Genomic DNA, 16,299 nt, shown 5'->3' with positions numbered 1-16,299 from the left:
TTTGATTATCTTTAAATTTCAATATTAACGATGAAAGATGTAATTGAAACTGAGCGATTGTACTTAAGAGAATTTGATATCAGCGATGCAGAAAGTTTTTTCGAATTAAATTTGAATCCAAATGTTATAAAATACACTGGAAATTCTGCGTTTAAAGATATTGATGAAGCTAAAGTTTTTCTGGAAAACTATTCTGATTATCAAAGAAATGGTTTTGGAAGATGGGCAGTCATCAATAAATCAACGCAAGAGTTTCTCGGTTGGTGCGGATTGAAGTACAGTGAGGAACTGGATGAAACAGATATTGGCTTCCGGTTTTTTGAACATTTCTGGAATCAAGGTTTTGTTACTGAAAGCGCAAAGGTCTGTATCGATTATGGTTTTAATGAATTAAATATAAAAACAATCATCGGAAGAGCTATGAAGGAAAATATTGCTTCTATTAAAGTCTTAGAGAAGATTGGACTTCAATATGAAAGAGATTTTGATTTTGATGGTCATGACGGTGCTGTTTATTCAGTTAAAAATAAAAATCATTCAGTAAAATGATGCAAGATATTATACTTAGACAAATTGGGACAGACGATGTTGAAGAGCTGCAAAAAATTGCAAAAGAAACTTTTTACGATACTTTCTCGCCTCACAATACAGAGGAAAATATGGCTCAATACATGGCTACAGGTTTTACCACTGAGAAGTTAACCTCAGAAATCCAAAATGAAAATTCAGAATTTTTCTTTGCATTAACCAAAGAAGAAGTGATTGGTTATTTTAAAGTGAATTTAGGAGATGCCCAAACGGAACTGCAGGATAAAAACTCTCTAGAAATTGAAAGAATCTATGTTTCAAAAGATTTTCACGGGAAAAAAGTAGGACAGATTCTTTATGACAAAGCATTGGAAATTGCCAAAACAAAAAATTTAGATTATGTCTGGCTGGGTGTTTGGGAAGAAAATCTCAGAGCGGTTCAGTTCTATAAGAAAAATGGTTTTGTAGAATTTGACAAACATATTTTCAAATTTGGAAACGAAGATCAGACTGATCTTATGATGAAAAAAGAATTAAAATAAATTAAAAATTCAAGTGGGCGAATCGTCTTACATTTTCCACGGGAAGGGGATATTTTATATATTTGTCCAGAAAATTATATGAACGTAATGCGAAAATCCCTTACTCTTATCGGCTTTTTAACCAGCCTTTTTTCGTACTCACAGACTAACAGATTTGTATACGAATTGCAATACCGGAGAGATTCTACTGAAGATTACAGAAAGACACTGATGAATCTGGATATTTCCGCCAAAACAGTTAAGTTTTATGACCAGACGTTTGCTGAATATGATTCTATCAACAAAGCCGCCGGGACTACCGTATCAAAATACAGCACCAAAACAGATCAGATTATCTCAAGAGAAATCAATTCTAATAAAAATAATTGGTTCAGAGATTTTTTCGACTACTTTGTTGTGAAAACCAATGATGAAATGGCGTGGAAAGTGATGCAGGAAACCAAAAACTACAACGGCTATTTATTACAGAAAGCTGTCACCAATTTTGGTGGCAGAAGTTGGACTGCATGGTTTTCAAAGGAAGTTGATATCAATGAAGGACCTTACAAATTCCGTGGACTTCCGGGTCTTATTTTTCTTTTGGAAGATACCGAAAAAAACTTCAGCTATCAACTTAAAAAAATGTAATATTGCCGCAAACATATGATACGAATGATTTTGTGGAAACTCATTTTGGCAAAAAAGCCATTACTGTCACCAATCAGAAATTTAAAGCTTACTTGGAAGATTTATACTTAAATCCTACAAGAATGCTTTCTGAAAACATAAAAAATGGAGGTAAAGCCAACTTTAAAAATGAAAACATAGAATCCATAGAAGAACTGAACAGCAAAAAAGGAATGCTTCAAAATGGCATTAAAGGCAGATATATTTTTATTGAAAAAGATAAGCAACCGAATTTTAAAAAGTAATAATTAGTGAAATTTGCTTTTTAAATTTTTTGGCATATTTAAAATGACAAAAATCCTATATTAATGCGATTAAAATAGTTTAGTAAGTCTAAGAGACAAACGACTTTAAAAAAAACCTCGCTCAATTGAGCGAGGTTTTATCATTTATTTCTTCAGACATTTCTCAAGAAACTGATCCTGCTCCCAAAGCAAATGAAGAATATTTTCTTTTGCTGCATAGCCGTGAGATTCTTTTGGCAGAAGAACCATTTTCACAGGTGCTCCTAAATTTTTCAAAGCTTGAAAATATCTTTCGGTCTGTAAGGTAAATGTTCCCGGATTGTTGTCTGCATCACCATGAATTAACAACATTGGCGTTTTCATTTTATCTGCATTCATAAACGGTGACATCGTGTTGTAAATTTCCGGAACATCCCAATAGTTTCTCTGTTCGCTCTGGAAACCAAATGGCGTTAAAGTCCTGTTGTAAGCACCGCTTCTGGCAATTCCACATGCATAATCTTTAGAGTGTGTCAGAAGGTTGGCCGTCATAAACGCTCCGTACGAATGTCCACCGACTGCCACTTTATTTCTGTCGATGTATCCCAGCTGATCTACAGCGTCGATTGCAGCTTTTCCGTTGGCAACCAATTGAGGAATGAAGGTATCGTTGGGTTCAGTTTTTCCTTCCCCTATAATTGGGAAAGCAGCATCATCCAGGACCGCATATCCTTTTGCCGTCCAGTATACAAATGAACCGTAATATGGGAACGTAAAATCGTTCGGGTTCTGTGTGTTTTGCCCGGCTGTATTTTTGTCTTTATATTCTGTAGGATAAGCCCAAATCAATAAAGGAAGTTTTTCTTTCTTCGCCTTTCTGTCGTAGTTGGCAGGTAAATAAAGAGTTCCCGTTAAAGTCACTCCATCGTTTCTTTTGTACGTGATTACTTCTTTGTAAACATCTTTAATGCTTTCAAAAGGATTGGCAAAATTGGTAACTGCTTCAGATTTGTTCGATTTGATATTTTTCTTAAAATAATTCGGATACTGACTTGCCGACTGCTGAATTGTCAACACCTCTCCTTTTGAAGGATTGATGATATCGATGATTTCTTCTTTGGCTCCTTTGAGATTTGATGTGTAGAGTCTTTTCTTCTTTAAAGATTTCATGTCCATTTCATCGATGAATGGATGCTGTCCGTCTTTGGTGAATCCCGCACCGATCAAATAAGCTTTATCACCTTTCATGTCTAAAACGTATCTACCGAAATCATTTTTAGTAGTATTGAAACTTCCCGGATCGCTGTAGACGTCCTGGTAATTTCGGTCTTCAATCACCTGAGATTTTCCGTCATTTAAATCTACCAGATAAGATTTTGTATTTCTGGTGTCGTACCAACCTTCAGAAACGATCGCATAATGATTATTTGTCCAGCTTGTACCTTCATATCTCTGTTTTGTTTTAAAGAAAGACTTTGGCTGTGCAGTAAACGGAGCTTCCCAGGTGAAAACTTCATCTCTGAAGTCAACGGTCTTAGACTGATCGCCACCATCCAAAGCTTCGGCAAAAACTAAAGTTGCAGGCTGGTCGGCTCTCCAGCTCATGTCTCTTTTTCCTACTCTTACTGAAGAAAAACCTTTCGGCATGATTTCATTTAAAGGAACTTCATTCACCACCTTCACTACATTTCCTTTCGTATCGTAAACAGTTGTCGTCATTGGAAATCTGCTTAGCGGAACGATATATGAAAAAGGCTTTTTAAGCGTAGTGAGCATCAGATAATTCCCATCCGGAGAATAACTTATTCCGGCAAATAAATCCTGATCCTTTATCTTTTTTAGATTTCCACTCAAATCTGCATTGTATAATTCTGATGCAGTGAGAATCTCAAAGTTCTTTTCATCCTGTGGATTTTTAAGCAAATCCTGATAGGTTCTGTTCTGCGAAACTTTTCCGTCCGCTGTAGAAACGATGGGTCCTGTTGGAAGATCTTTTGAAGAATCGGTTAATTTTGGTCTGTTTTCTGGAAGAACTTTAATCAGAAAACTTTGAGAATCCTTCATCCAGCTGTACGGATTTCCTAAGTTGGCATTCAAATTATCTTTGGTAATCTTTTTCGCTGTAGCAGTTTCTAAGTCAACCACCCAAAGTTCAACACCTTTATCCGTGGTATTCGTGAAAGCTAATTTTTTCTCGTCGGGCGAGAATGACGTATTGGTAATTTTAGGATTTGTCGGTAGACCTTTGACCTGAACTTCCGTTTTATCATTCATCTTTCTCACTTTCAAATTGTAAGAATAAGATGTTGAACTTGAAATATTTGTTACCGGATTAATTCTCAAACCACCCAGTTTCATTTCCTGCTGATTGAGATCGTCGAGTGTTTTGTAGGTCGGTCTGTATACAAAAACCACCCAGTCTTTTTTCGAGTTGGTCAAAACACTTGGCGGCCTGTCGTAATCTGCAAGTTTAAGGATTTCTGCAGAAGGTTTTTGGTAAGAAATATTTTCCTGCGCCTCGTAGAAGTTGAGAAACGCAAGCAAACAGATGGTTAGTTTGATCTTCATTATCTTTTTTGATTTTGCACGAATTTAATGAAAAGTATTTAACCAAAAAAGTTGCTTCAAATTATATTGAAAACTTAAATGCTGTAGTTCATATAAATCTGTTTAAAATTTTTAAAAGACAAAAATTCGTAATCCAAACACACTTTTTAACAAGATTTATTTTCGTTTTACTTAAAAAACTGACACAAAAAAAAGCGGCAAATTTATTTGCCGCTCTATATATTTTAAATGTTCATCTTACCAATCTGAGGCTCTTCTTCTTTTTTCAATCATTCCATCTATTGAGAATCTTCCAGCGCCCAGTATAACCACAAAAGTGTATATAGTCAGGTAAAGCAGAGCAAGTTCTCTTTTCGCAAATGGATCTCCACCATGCACTACAAATCCTGCAATAATCATGGTAAACATCAAAAATCCCGCTGCGATTCTTGTAAACAGTCCTAAAATGAAAAAAATTGAACAGACAAATTCCGCAAAAACAGTTAGAAATAATGTTGTTCTCAAACCAAGACCTAAAAAATTAAATTCAGAAGCACCTCCATCCAGCAATGTCTGAAGTTTTGGGAAACCATGAGACAACATCGCAAAACCTATAAATAATCTTACTATCAATAAAACGATGTCTATGTATATGGGATTAGTTTTTAAGTTTGAATAGCTCATTAATTAAAAATTTAGTTTAAAGGTAATAAAAATCTTTTAATACAACGATGAATATTGACTTTTTAGTCTATCGGTATCCGAAATTTTTCAAATCTCTGTCGTTCTTTCTCCAGTCTTTTTTTACCTTAACAAACAGATTCAAATGGATTTTTTTTGAGAAAAATTTCTCTAAATCTATTCTTGCTTCTGTACCTACTTTTTTAATCGCTTCCCCTTTATGACCGATGATAATTCCTTTTTGGGTATCTCTTTCTACATAAATAATCGAATCGATAAAGATAATTCCTTCTTTTTCTTTAAACATTTCGGTAACCACTTCTACAGAATATGGAATTTCTTTGTCGTAATTCAAAAGAATTTTTTCTCTGATCGCTTCATTTACGAAAAATCTTTCAGGCTTATCAGTGTACATATCTTTATCATAGTACGCCGGACTTTCCGGTAACATTGATTTCAATTTTGGCAAAATAACATCAATATTAAAGGCATTTAGCGCTGAAATGGGAAGAATTTCTGCCTTAGGAATTCTTTCGTGCCATTCAGTAGCTATTTTTTCTAGTCCTTCCTGGTTGGTCTGGTCGATTTTATTTAATAATAATAAAACCGGTACCGGAATCTTATTTAATTTTTCAATTAGAAATTCTGACTGTTCAGCTTTATCGGTAACGTCCACAATGAATAAGAAAACGTCAGCATCCTGTAAAGAATCTTTCACAAAATCCATCATTTTTTCCTGCAAACCATATTTCGGATCTAAAACTCCAGGAGTATCAGAAAATACGATCTGTAGGTCTTCTTCGTTATAAATTCCAAAAATTCTATGTCTGGTTGTCTGTGCCTTTTGGGTAACGATTGCCAGTTTTTCGCCCATCAATTGATTAAGAAGGGTAGATTTTCCGGCGTTTGGCTTTCCAACAATATTTACAAATCCTGCTTTATGCATATAAAAAAATTAAGTCGCTTTTATTACGATTCGCAAAGTTAGTAAAACAAAATCGGTCTTGTGGTCTATATTAAAATTAGATGTTGAAAAAAGTCTATTTTGTTCGATACATTATAAAAAAATAACAAAACATTTAACCGCAAAAGATTCTAAAGGATTTACAGAAAATAGAAATTTTTAAAAGCTTGCAAAAGGTAAAATGCTTATTTTGCATGATTAAATTTCTTTATGAATATTGATGGAATAATTGATAATATCTTCCCGCTTCCTGCAACTTCAAAGCAAAAATTGAAGCAAAATATCACGGAGGTAACACATCCAAAAGGTTTTATTTTAATGGAATCTGATAAAGTTGTTCCTTATATTTATTTTTTGAAAAAAGGAATTGTCCGTGCATTCGCTCCGTCAGAAAATAATGACATCACATTTTGGTTTGGAGCAGAAGGCGAACCTGTGGTTTCAATGAAAAGTTACGTTGAAGAAAAACCCGGATATGAAAGTATTGAACTTTTGGAAGACTGTACACTGTATCGACTGGAAACTTCAAAGCTGAAAATTTTATACAACGAAGATATCCATATTGCCAACTGGGGGCGAAAATTTGCTGAACGGGAACTGATAAAAACTGAAGAACTGATTATTTCAAGACAGTACAAAACAGCTCTGGAGCGGTATAAGGATTTGCTCAGAGATAAACCATATCTCATTCAGAGAGTTCAGTTGGGACATATTGCTTCTTATCTGGGAATCACCCAGTCTAGCCTGAGTAGAATCCGTGCGGAAATAAGGTGATTTTTTCACATTCACTGAATATGTAGATGATATAGTTTTTTTTAAAATTGATCTGCTTGATTTGCTAAATATTCGGGATGGCATTTCTATTTAAATTAAATATTTCTTTCTAAATAAAATTTGATTATCTCTAAGATTCATTTATTTTTTAACAAATGTAAAATTTAGAGCCAAACTAAATCATCAACTTTGTGCTTTAAATTATTACTCATGAATTGGATTATTTTAATTATTGCAGGACTGTTTGAAGTTGGATTCACAGCATGTTTAGGAAAAGTGAAAGAAACAGCGGGAAACGAAATGTACTTTTGGTTTGGTGGTTTTTTAGCGTGTCTTACAATCAGCATGCTTCTCTTGATTAAGGCAACTGAAACTTTACCTATCGGAACCGCTTATGCAGTATGGACAGGAATTGGCGCCGTGGGAACCGTTCTAATGGGAATTTTAGTTTTTAAAGATCCTGTAAGTTTCTCGAGAATATTTTTCATCTGTACACTGATCGGATCGGTAATCGGATTGAAAGCAGTTTCTCATTAAATTTAATACAAATTGAAATAAATTTTTTCACAAATTTCACAAATATAAAGTCCGAGATAATATCAACAAAAACGTCTTCATAATTGAAGACGTTTTTTTATTTTTTATAAACCACAGGTAAAATCTCGTTGTGATTGAGTCCGTATTTTAAAATTTCTGCATCTGAGAATTGTTTGGAGTAGAAATTGGGTTCAGTTTCAAAACCTGCATTTCTTAAACGGTCAAAATAATCCATCCCATACCAACGCACGTGATCGTACTGCCCAAAATGTTTCTGACGTTCTTTCGGATCTTTAATGGTAAAATCTTCGTAAGTTTTCTCCAAAGAATTTTTCATTGGAACCTGAATAATTCCCCAGCCTCCCGGTTTCAGAACACGGTAGAGTTCGCTCATCGCCTTTGCATCGTCTTCTATATGCTCTAAAACATGATTACAGAAAATGACATCAAAACTTTCATTCTCAAAAGGTAAATCTAATATATCGGCCTTTACATCCACAATCGGTGAGTACAAATCTGCCGAAATGTAATTGAGATTGCTCATTCTTTTGAATTTTCTTAGAAATTCCTGTTCGGGAGCGATATGTAAAACTTTACAGTTTTTTATGAAAAAATCGGTTTCATTCTGAAGATACAGCCACATCTGACGGTGTCTTTCTAAGCTTAAAGTTCCGGGCGACAAAGCATTTTCCCGCTGTTTTCCGTAACCGTACGGTAGAAATTTCCGGTATGACCTTCCGTCAATTGGATCAAAAAACTGATCCCCTTTGAAGAACTGATAAATTAAAGGACGCGCCCAGACACTCATCTGAATAAGCATCGGACGGGGTATTTTATTGAGTAAAAACTTGGTCAGCTTTTTCATTAAAATTCCATTTGGAATGGCTTTTCTTCATCGCTTTCGATGCCTAAAGCTTCATAAATATATTTAAAGGTAGAAAGCAAAACCGGTTTGCCATTCACCACAGCAACGTCGTGTTCAAAATGTGCTGAAGTTTGATTATCAAGCGTGGTAACCGTCCAGCCATCATTGTGAAATTTCACTTTTTCAGTTCCCAGATTAATCATCGGTTCAATCGCAATCGTCAAACCGTCTTTAATCACTTTGCCGCTACCCTGTTTTCCGTAGTTCGGAACACTTGGATCTTCGTGCATTTTTCTGCCTAAACCGTGGCCAACCAATTCTTTAACCACACCATAACCTTCTCTCTCACAGTAGGTCTGAATCGCATGAGAAATGTCTCCAATTCTCTTCCCTCTTACACACTGTGCAATTCCTTTGTAAAGAGAATCTTTGGTAACCTGAAGTAATTTTTTGATCTCAGGTTTTACTTCACCAATTTCAAAAGTATAAGCGTGATCACCGACAAAACCATTGAGAACGGCTCCGCAGTCTACAGAAAGCACATCACCTTCTTTAATTTCTTCCTTACTTGGAAAACCATGAACAACCTGCTCATTAGGTGAAATACAAAGTGAATACGGAAAACCTCCATATCCTAAGAATGCAGGTTCAGCACCGTGATCTTTAATAAAGTCGTGTGCTAATTTATCTAAATATAAAGTGGTAATCCCTGGTTTGATTTCTTTCGCCAACATTCCTAATGTTCTGGAAACCAACTGAGCACTTTCTCTCATCAGACGAATTTCGTCTATTGTTTTTAATTGAATCATTTTTTTACTTAAAATGTATCAACCTAACAGAATATGGGTATAACAATTGTTGATTTCCAGATCGTTATAATAAACTGCTACATTGAAGATATTACCAGAAAAGACCTTTTTTCTTTTCTTTTTTTAATTTTGAATAGGCTAAAACCTCTTTGCCATCTACACGGAATTCTATTCTTTCGTTAATAATATTATAGATCTCTCCCCATCCAGGAAAGCCTCCAATATTTCTGTCATCGATAAACCAATCTGCATCTAATTTTCTGGACTGTGTTTCGCTATCAAAAACTTCACCTTCAAAACTTGAATTGATCGCATAAAATTCAATTCCGTTTTTTCTACAGAATTCTACAGCTTCATCAAGAGTTTTGCCGTGTCTGTAGGTCCAAAGGATCAATCTATACCCTTGAGACTGCAATTTTTTCAACGTTTCAAACGCAAAAATCTTAGCTTTCCCAATTCCGGGATATGCATCATCCACGATTGTTCCGTCGAAATCTACAGCAATTTTTTTATTACTAACCATTTTGTTGTTTTTTAGCTTGGCAAAGATAATAAATAATTAAAAGAGTGCCGAAAAAACATCCGGCACTCTTATTTATAATTTATTGTTAAAAATAAAATTAATGTTTAACCCAACTGAACTGAAACTGTAAGTCCGGAGTAGAAACCCTGTCTGTGATTTTCTGTAATCTTGACGGAAGTTTCATTAAATATTCCTGAGCCTTTTCAGCTTTTTCAGTAAGACCTGTTACGTGTTCGATTTTCCATTCGTCTAACAGATCTTTCATGATGTTGATATAATCCTGACCTGTATAAACCATACATCTCTGCGCCGCATCTGAAAAATGTCCCCAAAGTTCACCTGCTTTCTGCCCAGACTGTCTCATCAGGTGAGCCGGCATTACAATTTTTTTGCGCATCATATCTTCAAATGCAAGAATCATTTCTGAAGGATCTAATTCAAGAATTTTTGCTACGAAATGTTTGTAAGCTTTTGCATGTCTTGCTTCGTCTGCTGCAATCACGCCGCACATTTTTGCTAATTTTCCGTTACCGGACTGTTTTGCTAAAGTACCTACTCTTCTGTGAGAAATATTGGTTGCAGTCTCCTGAAAACTTGTGTAAACAAAATTTCTGTAAGGATCCATGCTAGTTCCCAAATCAAAACCATCGCTGATCAAATACTGTGTTGTAATTTCAACCTCACGCATATTCACTCTTCCGCACAGATAAAGATATTTGTTTAGTAAATCTCCGTGACGGTTTTCTTCACCGGTCCAGGATCTTACCCAGTTTGCCCAGCCTACTTTTTCTTCCTGGTCTACGCCATCTACGCCCATTAACCAAGATTCGTAAGAAGGTAAAGCTTCCTCAGTAATACAGTCACCAATTAACGTCACAAAAAGATCATAAGGCATCTCCCGTGCAAAAGTCTGAATTTCTTCTAAATCGTATCTAAAGTCTTCACTTGAAGGATCCGGTAAATAGTCTGATGGCTGCCAAATCTTTTCTATCGGCGTCAAAAATTTATCCAGAAAAGAACCTACTTCCTTTTCCAAAATACCCATTACCTCTTTTCTTACGAGCTTATTGTACATTCTTAAATACGTTTATAATTTACAAAGATATTAATATTTTATTATTTAAAGCATAATATCCTATGTCTGTCATAAAATGTTTGATTAAATCAAAAAAAAATACCGCAATCTTTACAGACAACGGTATAAAATTTATAATCGTATATAATTAGCTGACTAAAATATCTCCAGTCATTATCGCCGGAATTTCAACGCCCATTACCGATAAAATTGTTGGAGCCATATCACCCAGTTTTCCTGGTTTTAAATTCCACTCGCGATCTTTATCCATTACAATCAAAGGTACTAAATTGGTTGAATGCTGTGTGTTTGGCGAACCATCTGCATTAATCATTACATCAGAATTTCCGTGATCAGCAAGAATAAATACTGCATAACCATGCTCATAAGCTGTTGTTGCTACTTTTTCAATACATTTATCTACGGTTTCTGCGGCTTTTACAGCAGCTTCAAAAACTCCTGTGTGACCCACCATATCTGTATTTGCGAAATTCAGACAGATAAAATCTGCAGTTTCATTTTCAAGTTCAGGTACGATAGAATTGGTGATTTCGTAAGCAGACATTTCCGGTTTTAGATCGTAGGTTGGCACATCTTTCGGGCTCGGGCACAACAATCTTTTTTCACCGTGAAATTCTTCTTCACGACCTCCTGAAAAGAAAAAAGTAACGTGTGGATATTTTTCTGTTTCTGCAATTCTAATCTGAGATTTTCCGTTTCTTTCCAGAATCTCGCCCATCGTTTCGTGCAGAACATCTTCATCGAAAACTACTTTTACATTTTCATAAGTTTTGTCGTAGTTCGTTAAGGTAACGTAGTGAAGATTTAATTTTCGCATAAAATATTCCGGCATATCATGCTGACAAAGAACTTCAGTAATTTCTCTTCCTCTGTCGGTACGGAAATTAAAGCAAATCACCACATCATTATCAACGATCTTCCCTACAGGAACTTCATTTCCAATCTGAGTATCTTTAACTAAAATAATCGGTTTGATAAATTCATCAGTCACTCCTTCATTATAAGAGTTCTGTATAATTGAGGCTGCGTTGGTCGTTCTTTCTCCTATTCCACTTACCATTGCATCATACGCTAATTTCACACGCTCCCAACGTCTGTCTCTGTCCATTGCATAATATCTTCCGATCACTGACGCCAAAGCTCCAGTTGTCGTACTCATGTGCTCCTCAAGTTCTTCAATAAAACCTAATCCTGAGTGCGGATCACAGTCTCTACCGTCTGTAAATGCATGTACATAAACATTTTCATGCAGGCCATATTCACTGGCAGCTGTTAGTAAACCTTTTAAATGGTTGATATGTGAATGCACACCTCCGTTGGAAACCAATCCGATAAAGTGTACATTTTTCTTCTCTGCCTTGGCATAAGCAAATGCTTCCTGAATTACCTCTTCGTGGCCTAACGTTCCATTTTCCACTGCCATGTTGAGTTTCACCAAATTTTGATACACTACTCTTCCGGCACCCAAATTCATGTGTCCCACTTCGGAATTCCCCATCTGTCCTACTGGAAGTCCTACTGCGAGGCCACTTGCCTCTAATGTTGTATGTGGATATTTTTGATAACAGCTATCTATAAATGGTGTATTTGCCTGAGCTAATGCAGAAACTTCAGGGTTTTGACCCAAACCCCATCCGTCAAGTATTGCTAATATTGCTTTTTTTGACATTTTAATTTATTTTTTTAACAAACAAATTTATCGATTTTGAAATGAATTGAAGAATTTGAACAACTTAAATTTTTATTAAAAAGCTTCATGTTTCAAACTCATTTAGAATATAAATTGTTTTTAGTAATTATCTGTAGAAGTAAATGCGATCCGTAGATTGATTATTTTCCACAGACTGTACAAATCAGAACAGATCATTTCTTAAGAAGTTTTTTATGCTTTAGATAAATAATATACTTTTTAAATATTTTATTAATTTTGCTCTATGGATTTACGTGATCAACTCAAAAACCTTTTTCCTGAGCATGAAGAGCAGGAATTTCAGATGCCTGAAGAACAGTTTAAGCAGAAAGAACCTTTAGTTTGCAAGTTTGAAAAGAAAGGCAGAAACGGGAAACCGGTAACCATCGTTGAAGGATACGAAGGAAGTGAGGATGACCTGAAAAAGATTTCAAAAAAAATAAAAACCACACTAGGTATCGGTGGTTCTGAAAAAGACGGAACAATCATTATTCAGGGAGATAACCGTGATAAAATCATGACGATTCTAAAGGACATGGGTTTTAAAACAAAAAGAGTCGGCGGATAATATTAAAAATAAATCTGCGTTTGAGGCAGGGATTCCTTCAGCTCTTGAATTGTTGCTTTTTCCATTGGGTTCCCTACTAAAATCAGTGTCTTCAAATTTTTAAGCTGTTGAAATTCTTTCGGAAGATCCGTCAGTTGATTGTTAGCCAAATTGATGCTCACAAGATTTTTTAAGCCTTTTACTTTAGACGAAATATCTTTAAGATTATTATTGCTCACATTCAAAAATTCTAAATTTTTAGATTTAAATAAATCATCAGGAAGTTTGACAATCGAATTTTGCTGAAGTTCGAGATATTTTATTTTTCCGGGAAATCTCACGTCTGAGAAATCATTAATCTGGTTGGATGAAAGATTTAAATATTTTAAATTTTTGATTTGATCTAAATTTTCTGACACAAAACTTATTTGATTGCTGCTGAGATTGATTTCTTCTAGAGAAGGAATTTCAAGCAATGCTTCAGGAAAAACATTGAGACTATTGGCATCAAAGTGTACTGTTTTCAAGAATTGAAGTTTTGCAAGATTAGGATTTATCTTTGTAAGACTGTTTAGATTGATTGAAAAACTGGTCAGTTTTGTAAGCTCACCAATTTCATCAGGAATAAATTTGATGCTGTTGGCGTTGACATTGAGTATTTCAAGTTCTTTCAGACTGAAGATTTCCTTGTCCATTTTCTCCAGTTTGTTTCCCATCAGATTCAGAAAAAATACAGAATCCATCTTAACAAGATCAGGAGGAATATTGAAGATCCCTTTATCTCTGAAACTCATACTGTAGACTGTCTTTTTACTTTTCAACGCGTCTTCAATATTGGTGTAGGTTGGATATTTTAAAGGATCTATCTGTGCTTTCAATTGATAAGCAGACAAGAGCATGATCATCAGAGCTAATCTTTTCATTGGATTTTTTTTTAAAATGATTTAAAAGCGATTTGTAAAAACAAAAAAAGCCACCGACAAAGAAACTGCCGGCAGCTGAGTAAGAAAGTAAGTAATTATTTTTTGAGAATTTTTACAGTTTTCTGGAAGCCTTCCGCTTCAATATTCAACATCAAAACTCTTGAAACCTGAAGTTGAGATGTGAAATCTAAATTTACAGATGAACTGTTTTCCGTGAATTTCTTTTGGTAAACAATTTTCCCATCCATGCTGTAAGCTGTTACCTGAAGATTTTTCAAAGTCTTAGGAGAATTGATTTTTACCAGTCCTGAAGTAGGATTTGGTGACACTGTAACTTCCGTTTCCTTTACTGTTTCTGTTGTTCCCAGAACGGCACTGGTTCCTAAAAACTGTTGTAAGGCAACGACCATAGTCGCAGATTTTCCTTTGTAGTCGATAACGTTTCCGGTAGCATCAATATCTGTAGCAATGGTAGAGTTTGGATGTTGAATAGAGAAGAAACCAAATTTATGATCCGGTGTAAAAGTAAGACCCGTTGGTTCTGAACCTGCAGGCATAGAAGCAAACAGTCTTACTTTAGGATTTGCCTGCGTGTGATCTGGAGCAACCACCCAAATGTAATTTTTGCCACCATCCTGAAGAACCCATAGATTTCCAAGTTCATCAAACGTTAAATTGTCATTTCCAGATCCCCAGGATTCAGTTTTCATACCGTCTGAAGTATTGAAAGAATATTGTGTAGTAGAGCCTCCCACAAAGGTTTCTACCTGAGAAGCAGTGGTTCCGTTATCCTGCATACGGTACACTTTGCTTAGGCCTTTAGCAGTAAAATATATTTTGCCGTCAATAGGGCTGATTTCAACATCTTCAATTCCATTAAACTGCGTTCCGAGCAGTGAAGACGCCAAGGTTGTCGTATTGTTTTGATCTGCCTGAGTTTTATTAGGAATCTGAACCCACGTTGCAGTCGTGGCTACAGGATTACCATTGCTAAGACCTTGATCTAATTTTAGTACATATAAATTTCCTGAAGAAAGATCGTTTGGTGTATCCATGACGTACTTGTACACCATGTGTGTTCCGCCATCTTCACCGTAGTAAGCTACCGTCCCGGCATTATTGATCACCACATTTTCGTGATTCATAATTCCCATCTGCCAAAGTTTATCTTTAGTTCCATTCGGATTATGAGACATTACCTGAGCCGTCACAGGATCAATTTCCACCAACCATCCGTAATCTTTGTAACCATCACCATTAGTGTCATTACCTGTCACCGATTCTTCAGCAGTGATAATGGTTCCCCAAGGTGTTACGCCACCTGAACAGTTTCTGATCGTCTGTACCAAACTTGTGGCAGAGAAGGTCACTCCTCTTGATCTCGTCAGCTCCCAAAGTTTAGAAGTAGAATTATAATTAATTTCAGCCATCGTCACTCCACCGGGATTGGTCTCATGATTTACAGAAAGATAACCGTCTGTACTGCTTGCATTTTTAGCTACATATCCTGTAAAGTCATTAAGTCCGCCAACGAGTCCACCACCTTCTGTGTAGGCGTCACCTTCTTTTAAAATCATTTGAAATCTGTGCTGGGAAGGAATAATCAGTTTTGAAGTCTGAGTAGTCGGCACAATAGAAGTAAAACAGCTGATGTGAGTTCCTGTACAGGCTGCAGGTGGTGTGACTACTGCAGAATTTTTTAAATAAGCATCAACTGTTAAGTCTGAACTTCCTGAGCTTCTGTTATGTAATTCTATTGAGATTCTGTTAACTCCCTGTACAAATTTATTTTTAGGAATAGAAAATATGTTGATGGCTGTTTCAGCAGCACCATCTATTGTTGTGCTTGATAAAGTAGTGTGCGTCACTACTCCGGCAGGCATGTTATCTCTGATGACTTCTTCTCCGTTGAGATAGACGATAATTCCGTCATCTCTTCTTATTCCAAATTCCATCGTATTGGTAAGATCAGCAAGGTTTACTGTGAAATCTTTTGTAAAATAAGCGGTCAGCAAACCAGTAGCACCATTATGAATAACCGTTGTCACAGGATCGCCGTAACCCAAAGGTCCGTTTCCGGATGCCCACGATGATGTGTCATAATTTGCATCTTTCCAGGTGCTGGCAAGAGCGATGTCATTGTCGTTAAATTTCCAGGATGATCCCAAAGGAAAAATCGTAGTTTGTGCCTGAACTATTGATGCTGTCGTCAATACAAGTGCTGCAACTGAAAGTAGTTTTCTTTTCACTTTTTAATACTTTATTTTTTCTGTTGCAAAACTATTTTATTATCCTCAGCCCTCTGTTAATAAGGTTTTAATTAAATCAATGCAAATATTAATTAATCTCAAACCTTATGTTACGTGGATTAACTTTATGTTAA

Annotated in this window: 17 protein-coding genes; 7 read left to right on the top strand and 10 right to left on the bottom strand. The window is 35.7% G+C overall.

From position 1 onward, the window contains the following. Positions 1 to 30 precede the first annotated feature (30 nt). The 4 genes from OMO38_RS01275 (at position 31) to OMO38_RS01260 (ending at position 1,981) form a co-directional block, all read left to right on the top strand. Positions 31 to 549: a GNAT family N-acetyltransferase gene (locus OMO38_RS01275; RefSeq protein ID WP_264748436.1), complete on the top strand. Its 519-nt coding sequence runs from the start codon at positions 31 to 33 to the stop codon at positions 547 to 549. Next, positions 546 to 1,070: a GNAT family N-acetyltransferase gene (locus OMO38_RS01270; protein ID WP_406567257.1), complete on the top strand. Its 525-nt coding sequence runs from the start codon at positions 546 to 548 to the stop codon at positions 1,068 to 1,070. Before OMO38_RS01275 ends, OMO38_RS01270 begins: the two co-directional genes overlap by 4 nt. A gap of 87 nt (positions 1,071 to 1,157) precedes the next feature. Then, positions 1,158 to 1,697: a GLPGLI family protein gene (locus OMO38_RS01265; RefSeq protein ID WP_264748435.1), complete on the top strand. Its 540-nt coding sequence runs from the start codon at positions 1,158 to 1,160 to the stop codon at positions 1,695 to 1,697. Between the two features lie 2 nt (positions 1,698 to 1,699). Next, positions 1,700 to 1,981 carry a hypothetical protein gene (locus tag OMO38_RS01260; RefSeq protein WP_264748434.1) on the top strand — a complete coding sequence of 94 codons (282 nt, stop codon included), beginning with the start codon at positions 1,700 to 1,702 and terminating at the stop codon, positions 1,979 to 1,981. A gap of 144 nt (positions 1,982 to 2,125) precedes the next feature. On the opposite strand, the gene OMO38_RS01255 is transcribed toward OMO38_RS01260, so the two are convergent. The 3 genes from OMO38_RS01255 to era all read right to left on the bottom strand — a co-directional run bounded on the left by OMO38_RS01255 (position 2,126) and on the right by era (position 6,134). Next, complete coding sequence (locus tag OMO38_RS01255; protein WP_264748433.1) at positions 2,126 to 4,528, bottom strand: alpha/beta hydrolase family protein; 2,403 nt, start codon at positions 4,526 to 4,528, stop codon at positions 2,126 to 2,128. Between the two features lie 237 nt (positions 4,529 to 4,765). Further along, positions 4,766 to 5,191 (bottom strand): DoxX family protein, encoded by a 426-nt coding sequence (locus tag OMO38_RS01250; protein ID WP_264748432.1) that lies wholly within the window; start codon positions 5,189 to 5,191, stop codon positions 4,766 to 4,768. A gap of 67 nt (positions 5,192 to 5,258) precedes the next feature. Then, positions 5,259 to 6,134 carry a GTPase Era gene (gene era, locus OMO38_RS01245; protein WP_264748431.1) on the bottom strand — a complete coding sequence of 292 codons (876 nt, stop codon included), beginning with the start codon at positions 6,132 to 6,134 and terminating at the stop codon, positions 5,259 to 5,261. A gap of 228 nt (positions 6,135 to 6,362) precedes the next feature. On the opposite strand from era, the gene OMO38_RS01240 reads away from it, so the two are divergent. After that, positions 6,363 to 6,926, top strand: coding sequence for a Crp/Fnr family transcriptional regulator (locus tag OMO38_RS01240; protein ID WP_264748430.1), 564 nt, complete (start codon positions 6,363 to 6,365; stop codon positions 6,924 to 6,926). Positions 6,927 to 7,136: 210 nt separating this feature from the next. Further along, positions 7,137 to 7,463, top strand: coding sequence for a DMT family transporter (locus OMO38_RS01235; protein WP_264748429.1), 327 nt, complete (start codon positions 7,137 to 7,139; stop codon positions 7,461 to 7,463). Between the two features lie 97 nt (positions 7,464 to 7,560). On the opposite strand, the gene OMO38_RS01230 is transcribed toward OMO38_RS01235, so the two are convergent. From OMO38_RS01230 to gpmI, 5 genes are all read right to left on the bottom strand, one after another. Continuing rightward, on the bottom strand, positions 7,561 to 8,328 hold the full coding sequence (locus OMO38_RS01230; RefSeq protein WP_264748428.1) for a class I SAM-dependent methyltransferase: 768 nt from the start codon (positions 8,326 to 8,328) through the stop codon (positions 7,561 to 7,563). Continuing rightward, positions 8,328 to 9,137 (bottom strand): type I methionyl aminopeptidase, encoded by an 810-nt coding sequence (map, locus tag OMO38_RS01225; protein ID WP_264748427.1) that lies wholly within the window; start codon positions 9,135 to 9,137, stop codon positions 8,328 to 8,330. The genes OMO38_RS01230 and map overlap by 1 nt, the downstream gene beginning before the upstream one ends. A gap of 91 nt (positions 9,138 to 9,228) precedes the next feature. After that, entirely contained in the window at positions 9,229 to 9,660 is a 432-nt protein-coding gene (locus tag OMO38_RS01220) for a BT0820 family HAD-type phosphatase (protein WP_264748426.1), read from the bottom strand. A 97-nt stretch (positions 9,661 to 9,757) separates the two neighbouring features. Continuing rightward, positions 9,758 to 10,735: an acyl-ACP desaturase gene (locus OMO38_RS01215; RefSeq protein WP_264748425.1), complete on the bottom strand. Its 978-nt coding sequence runs from the start codon at positions 10,733 to 10,735 to the stop codon at positions 9,758 to 9,760. Between the two features lie 148 nt (positions 10,736 to 10,883). Beyond that, a complete protein-coding gene (gene gpmI, locus OMO38_RS01210; protein ID WP_264748424.1) occupies positions 10,884 to 12,425 on the bottom strand; it encodes a 2,3-bisphosphoglycerate-independent phosphoglycerate mutase in 1,542 nt (513 codons plus the stop codon). Positions 12,426 to 12,690: 265 nt separating this feature from the next. On the opposite strand from gpmI, the gene OMO38_RS01205 reads away from it, so the two are divergent. After that, positions 12,691 to 13,014: a translation initiation factor gene (locus OMO38_RS01205; RefSeq protein ID WP_264748423.1), complete on the top strand. Its 324-nt coding sequence runs from the start codon at positions 12,691 to 12,693 to the stop codon at positions 13,012 to 13,014. A gap of 2 nt (positions 13,015 to 13,016) precedes the next feature. On the opposite strand, the gene OMO38_RS01200 is transcribed toward OMO38_RS01205, so the two are convergent. Both OMO38_RS01200 and OMO38_RS01195 read right to left on the bottom strand, forming a co-directional pair. Further along, entirely contained in the window at positions 13,017 to 13,916 is a 900-nt protein-coding gene (locus OMO38_RS01200; protein ID WP_264748422.1) for a leucine-rich repeat domain-containing protein, read from the bottom strand. A 95-nt stretch (positions 13,917 to 14,011) separates the two neighbouring features. Then, positions 14,012 to 16,165, bottom strand: a complete 2,154-nt coding sequence (locus tag OMO38_RS01195) for an alkaline phosphatase PhoX (protein ID WP_264748421.1) — start codon at positions 16,163 to 16,165, stop codon at positions 14,012 to 14,014. Positions 16,166 to 16,299 lie beyond the last annotated feature (134 nt).

It is taken from the genome of Chryseobacterium kimseyorum, from assembly GCF_025971945.1.
Classification (GTDB): domain Bacteria; phylum Bacteroidota; class Bacteroidia; order Flavobacteriales; family Weeksellaceae; genus Chryseobacterium; species Chryseobacterium kimseyorum.
The sequence above is the reverse complement of the archived record's forward strand: the minus strand, read 5'-3'. Positions and strand labels throughout refer to the sequence as shown.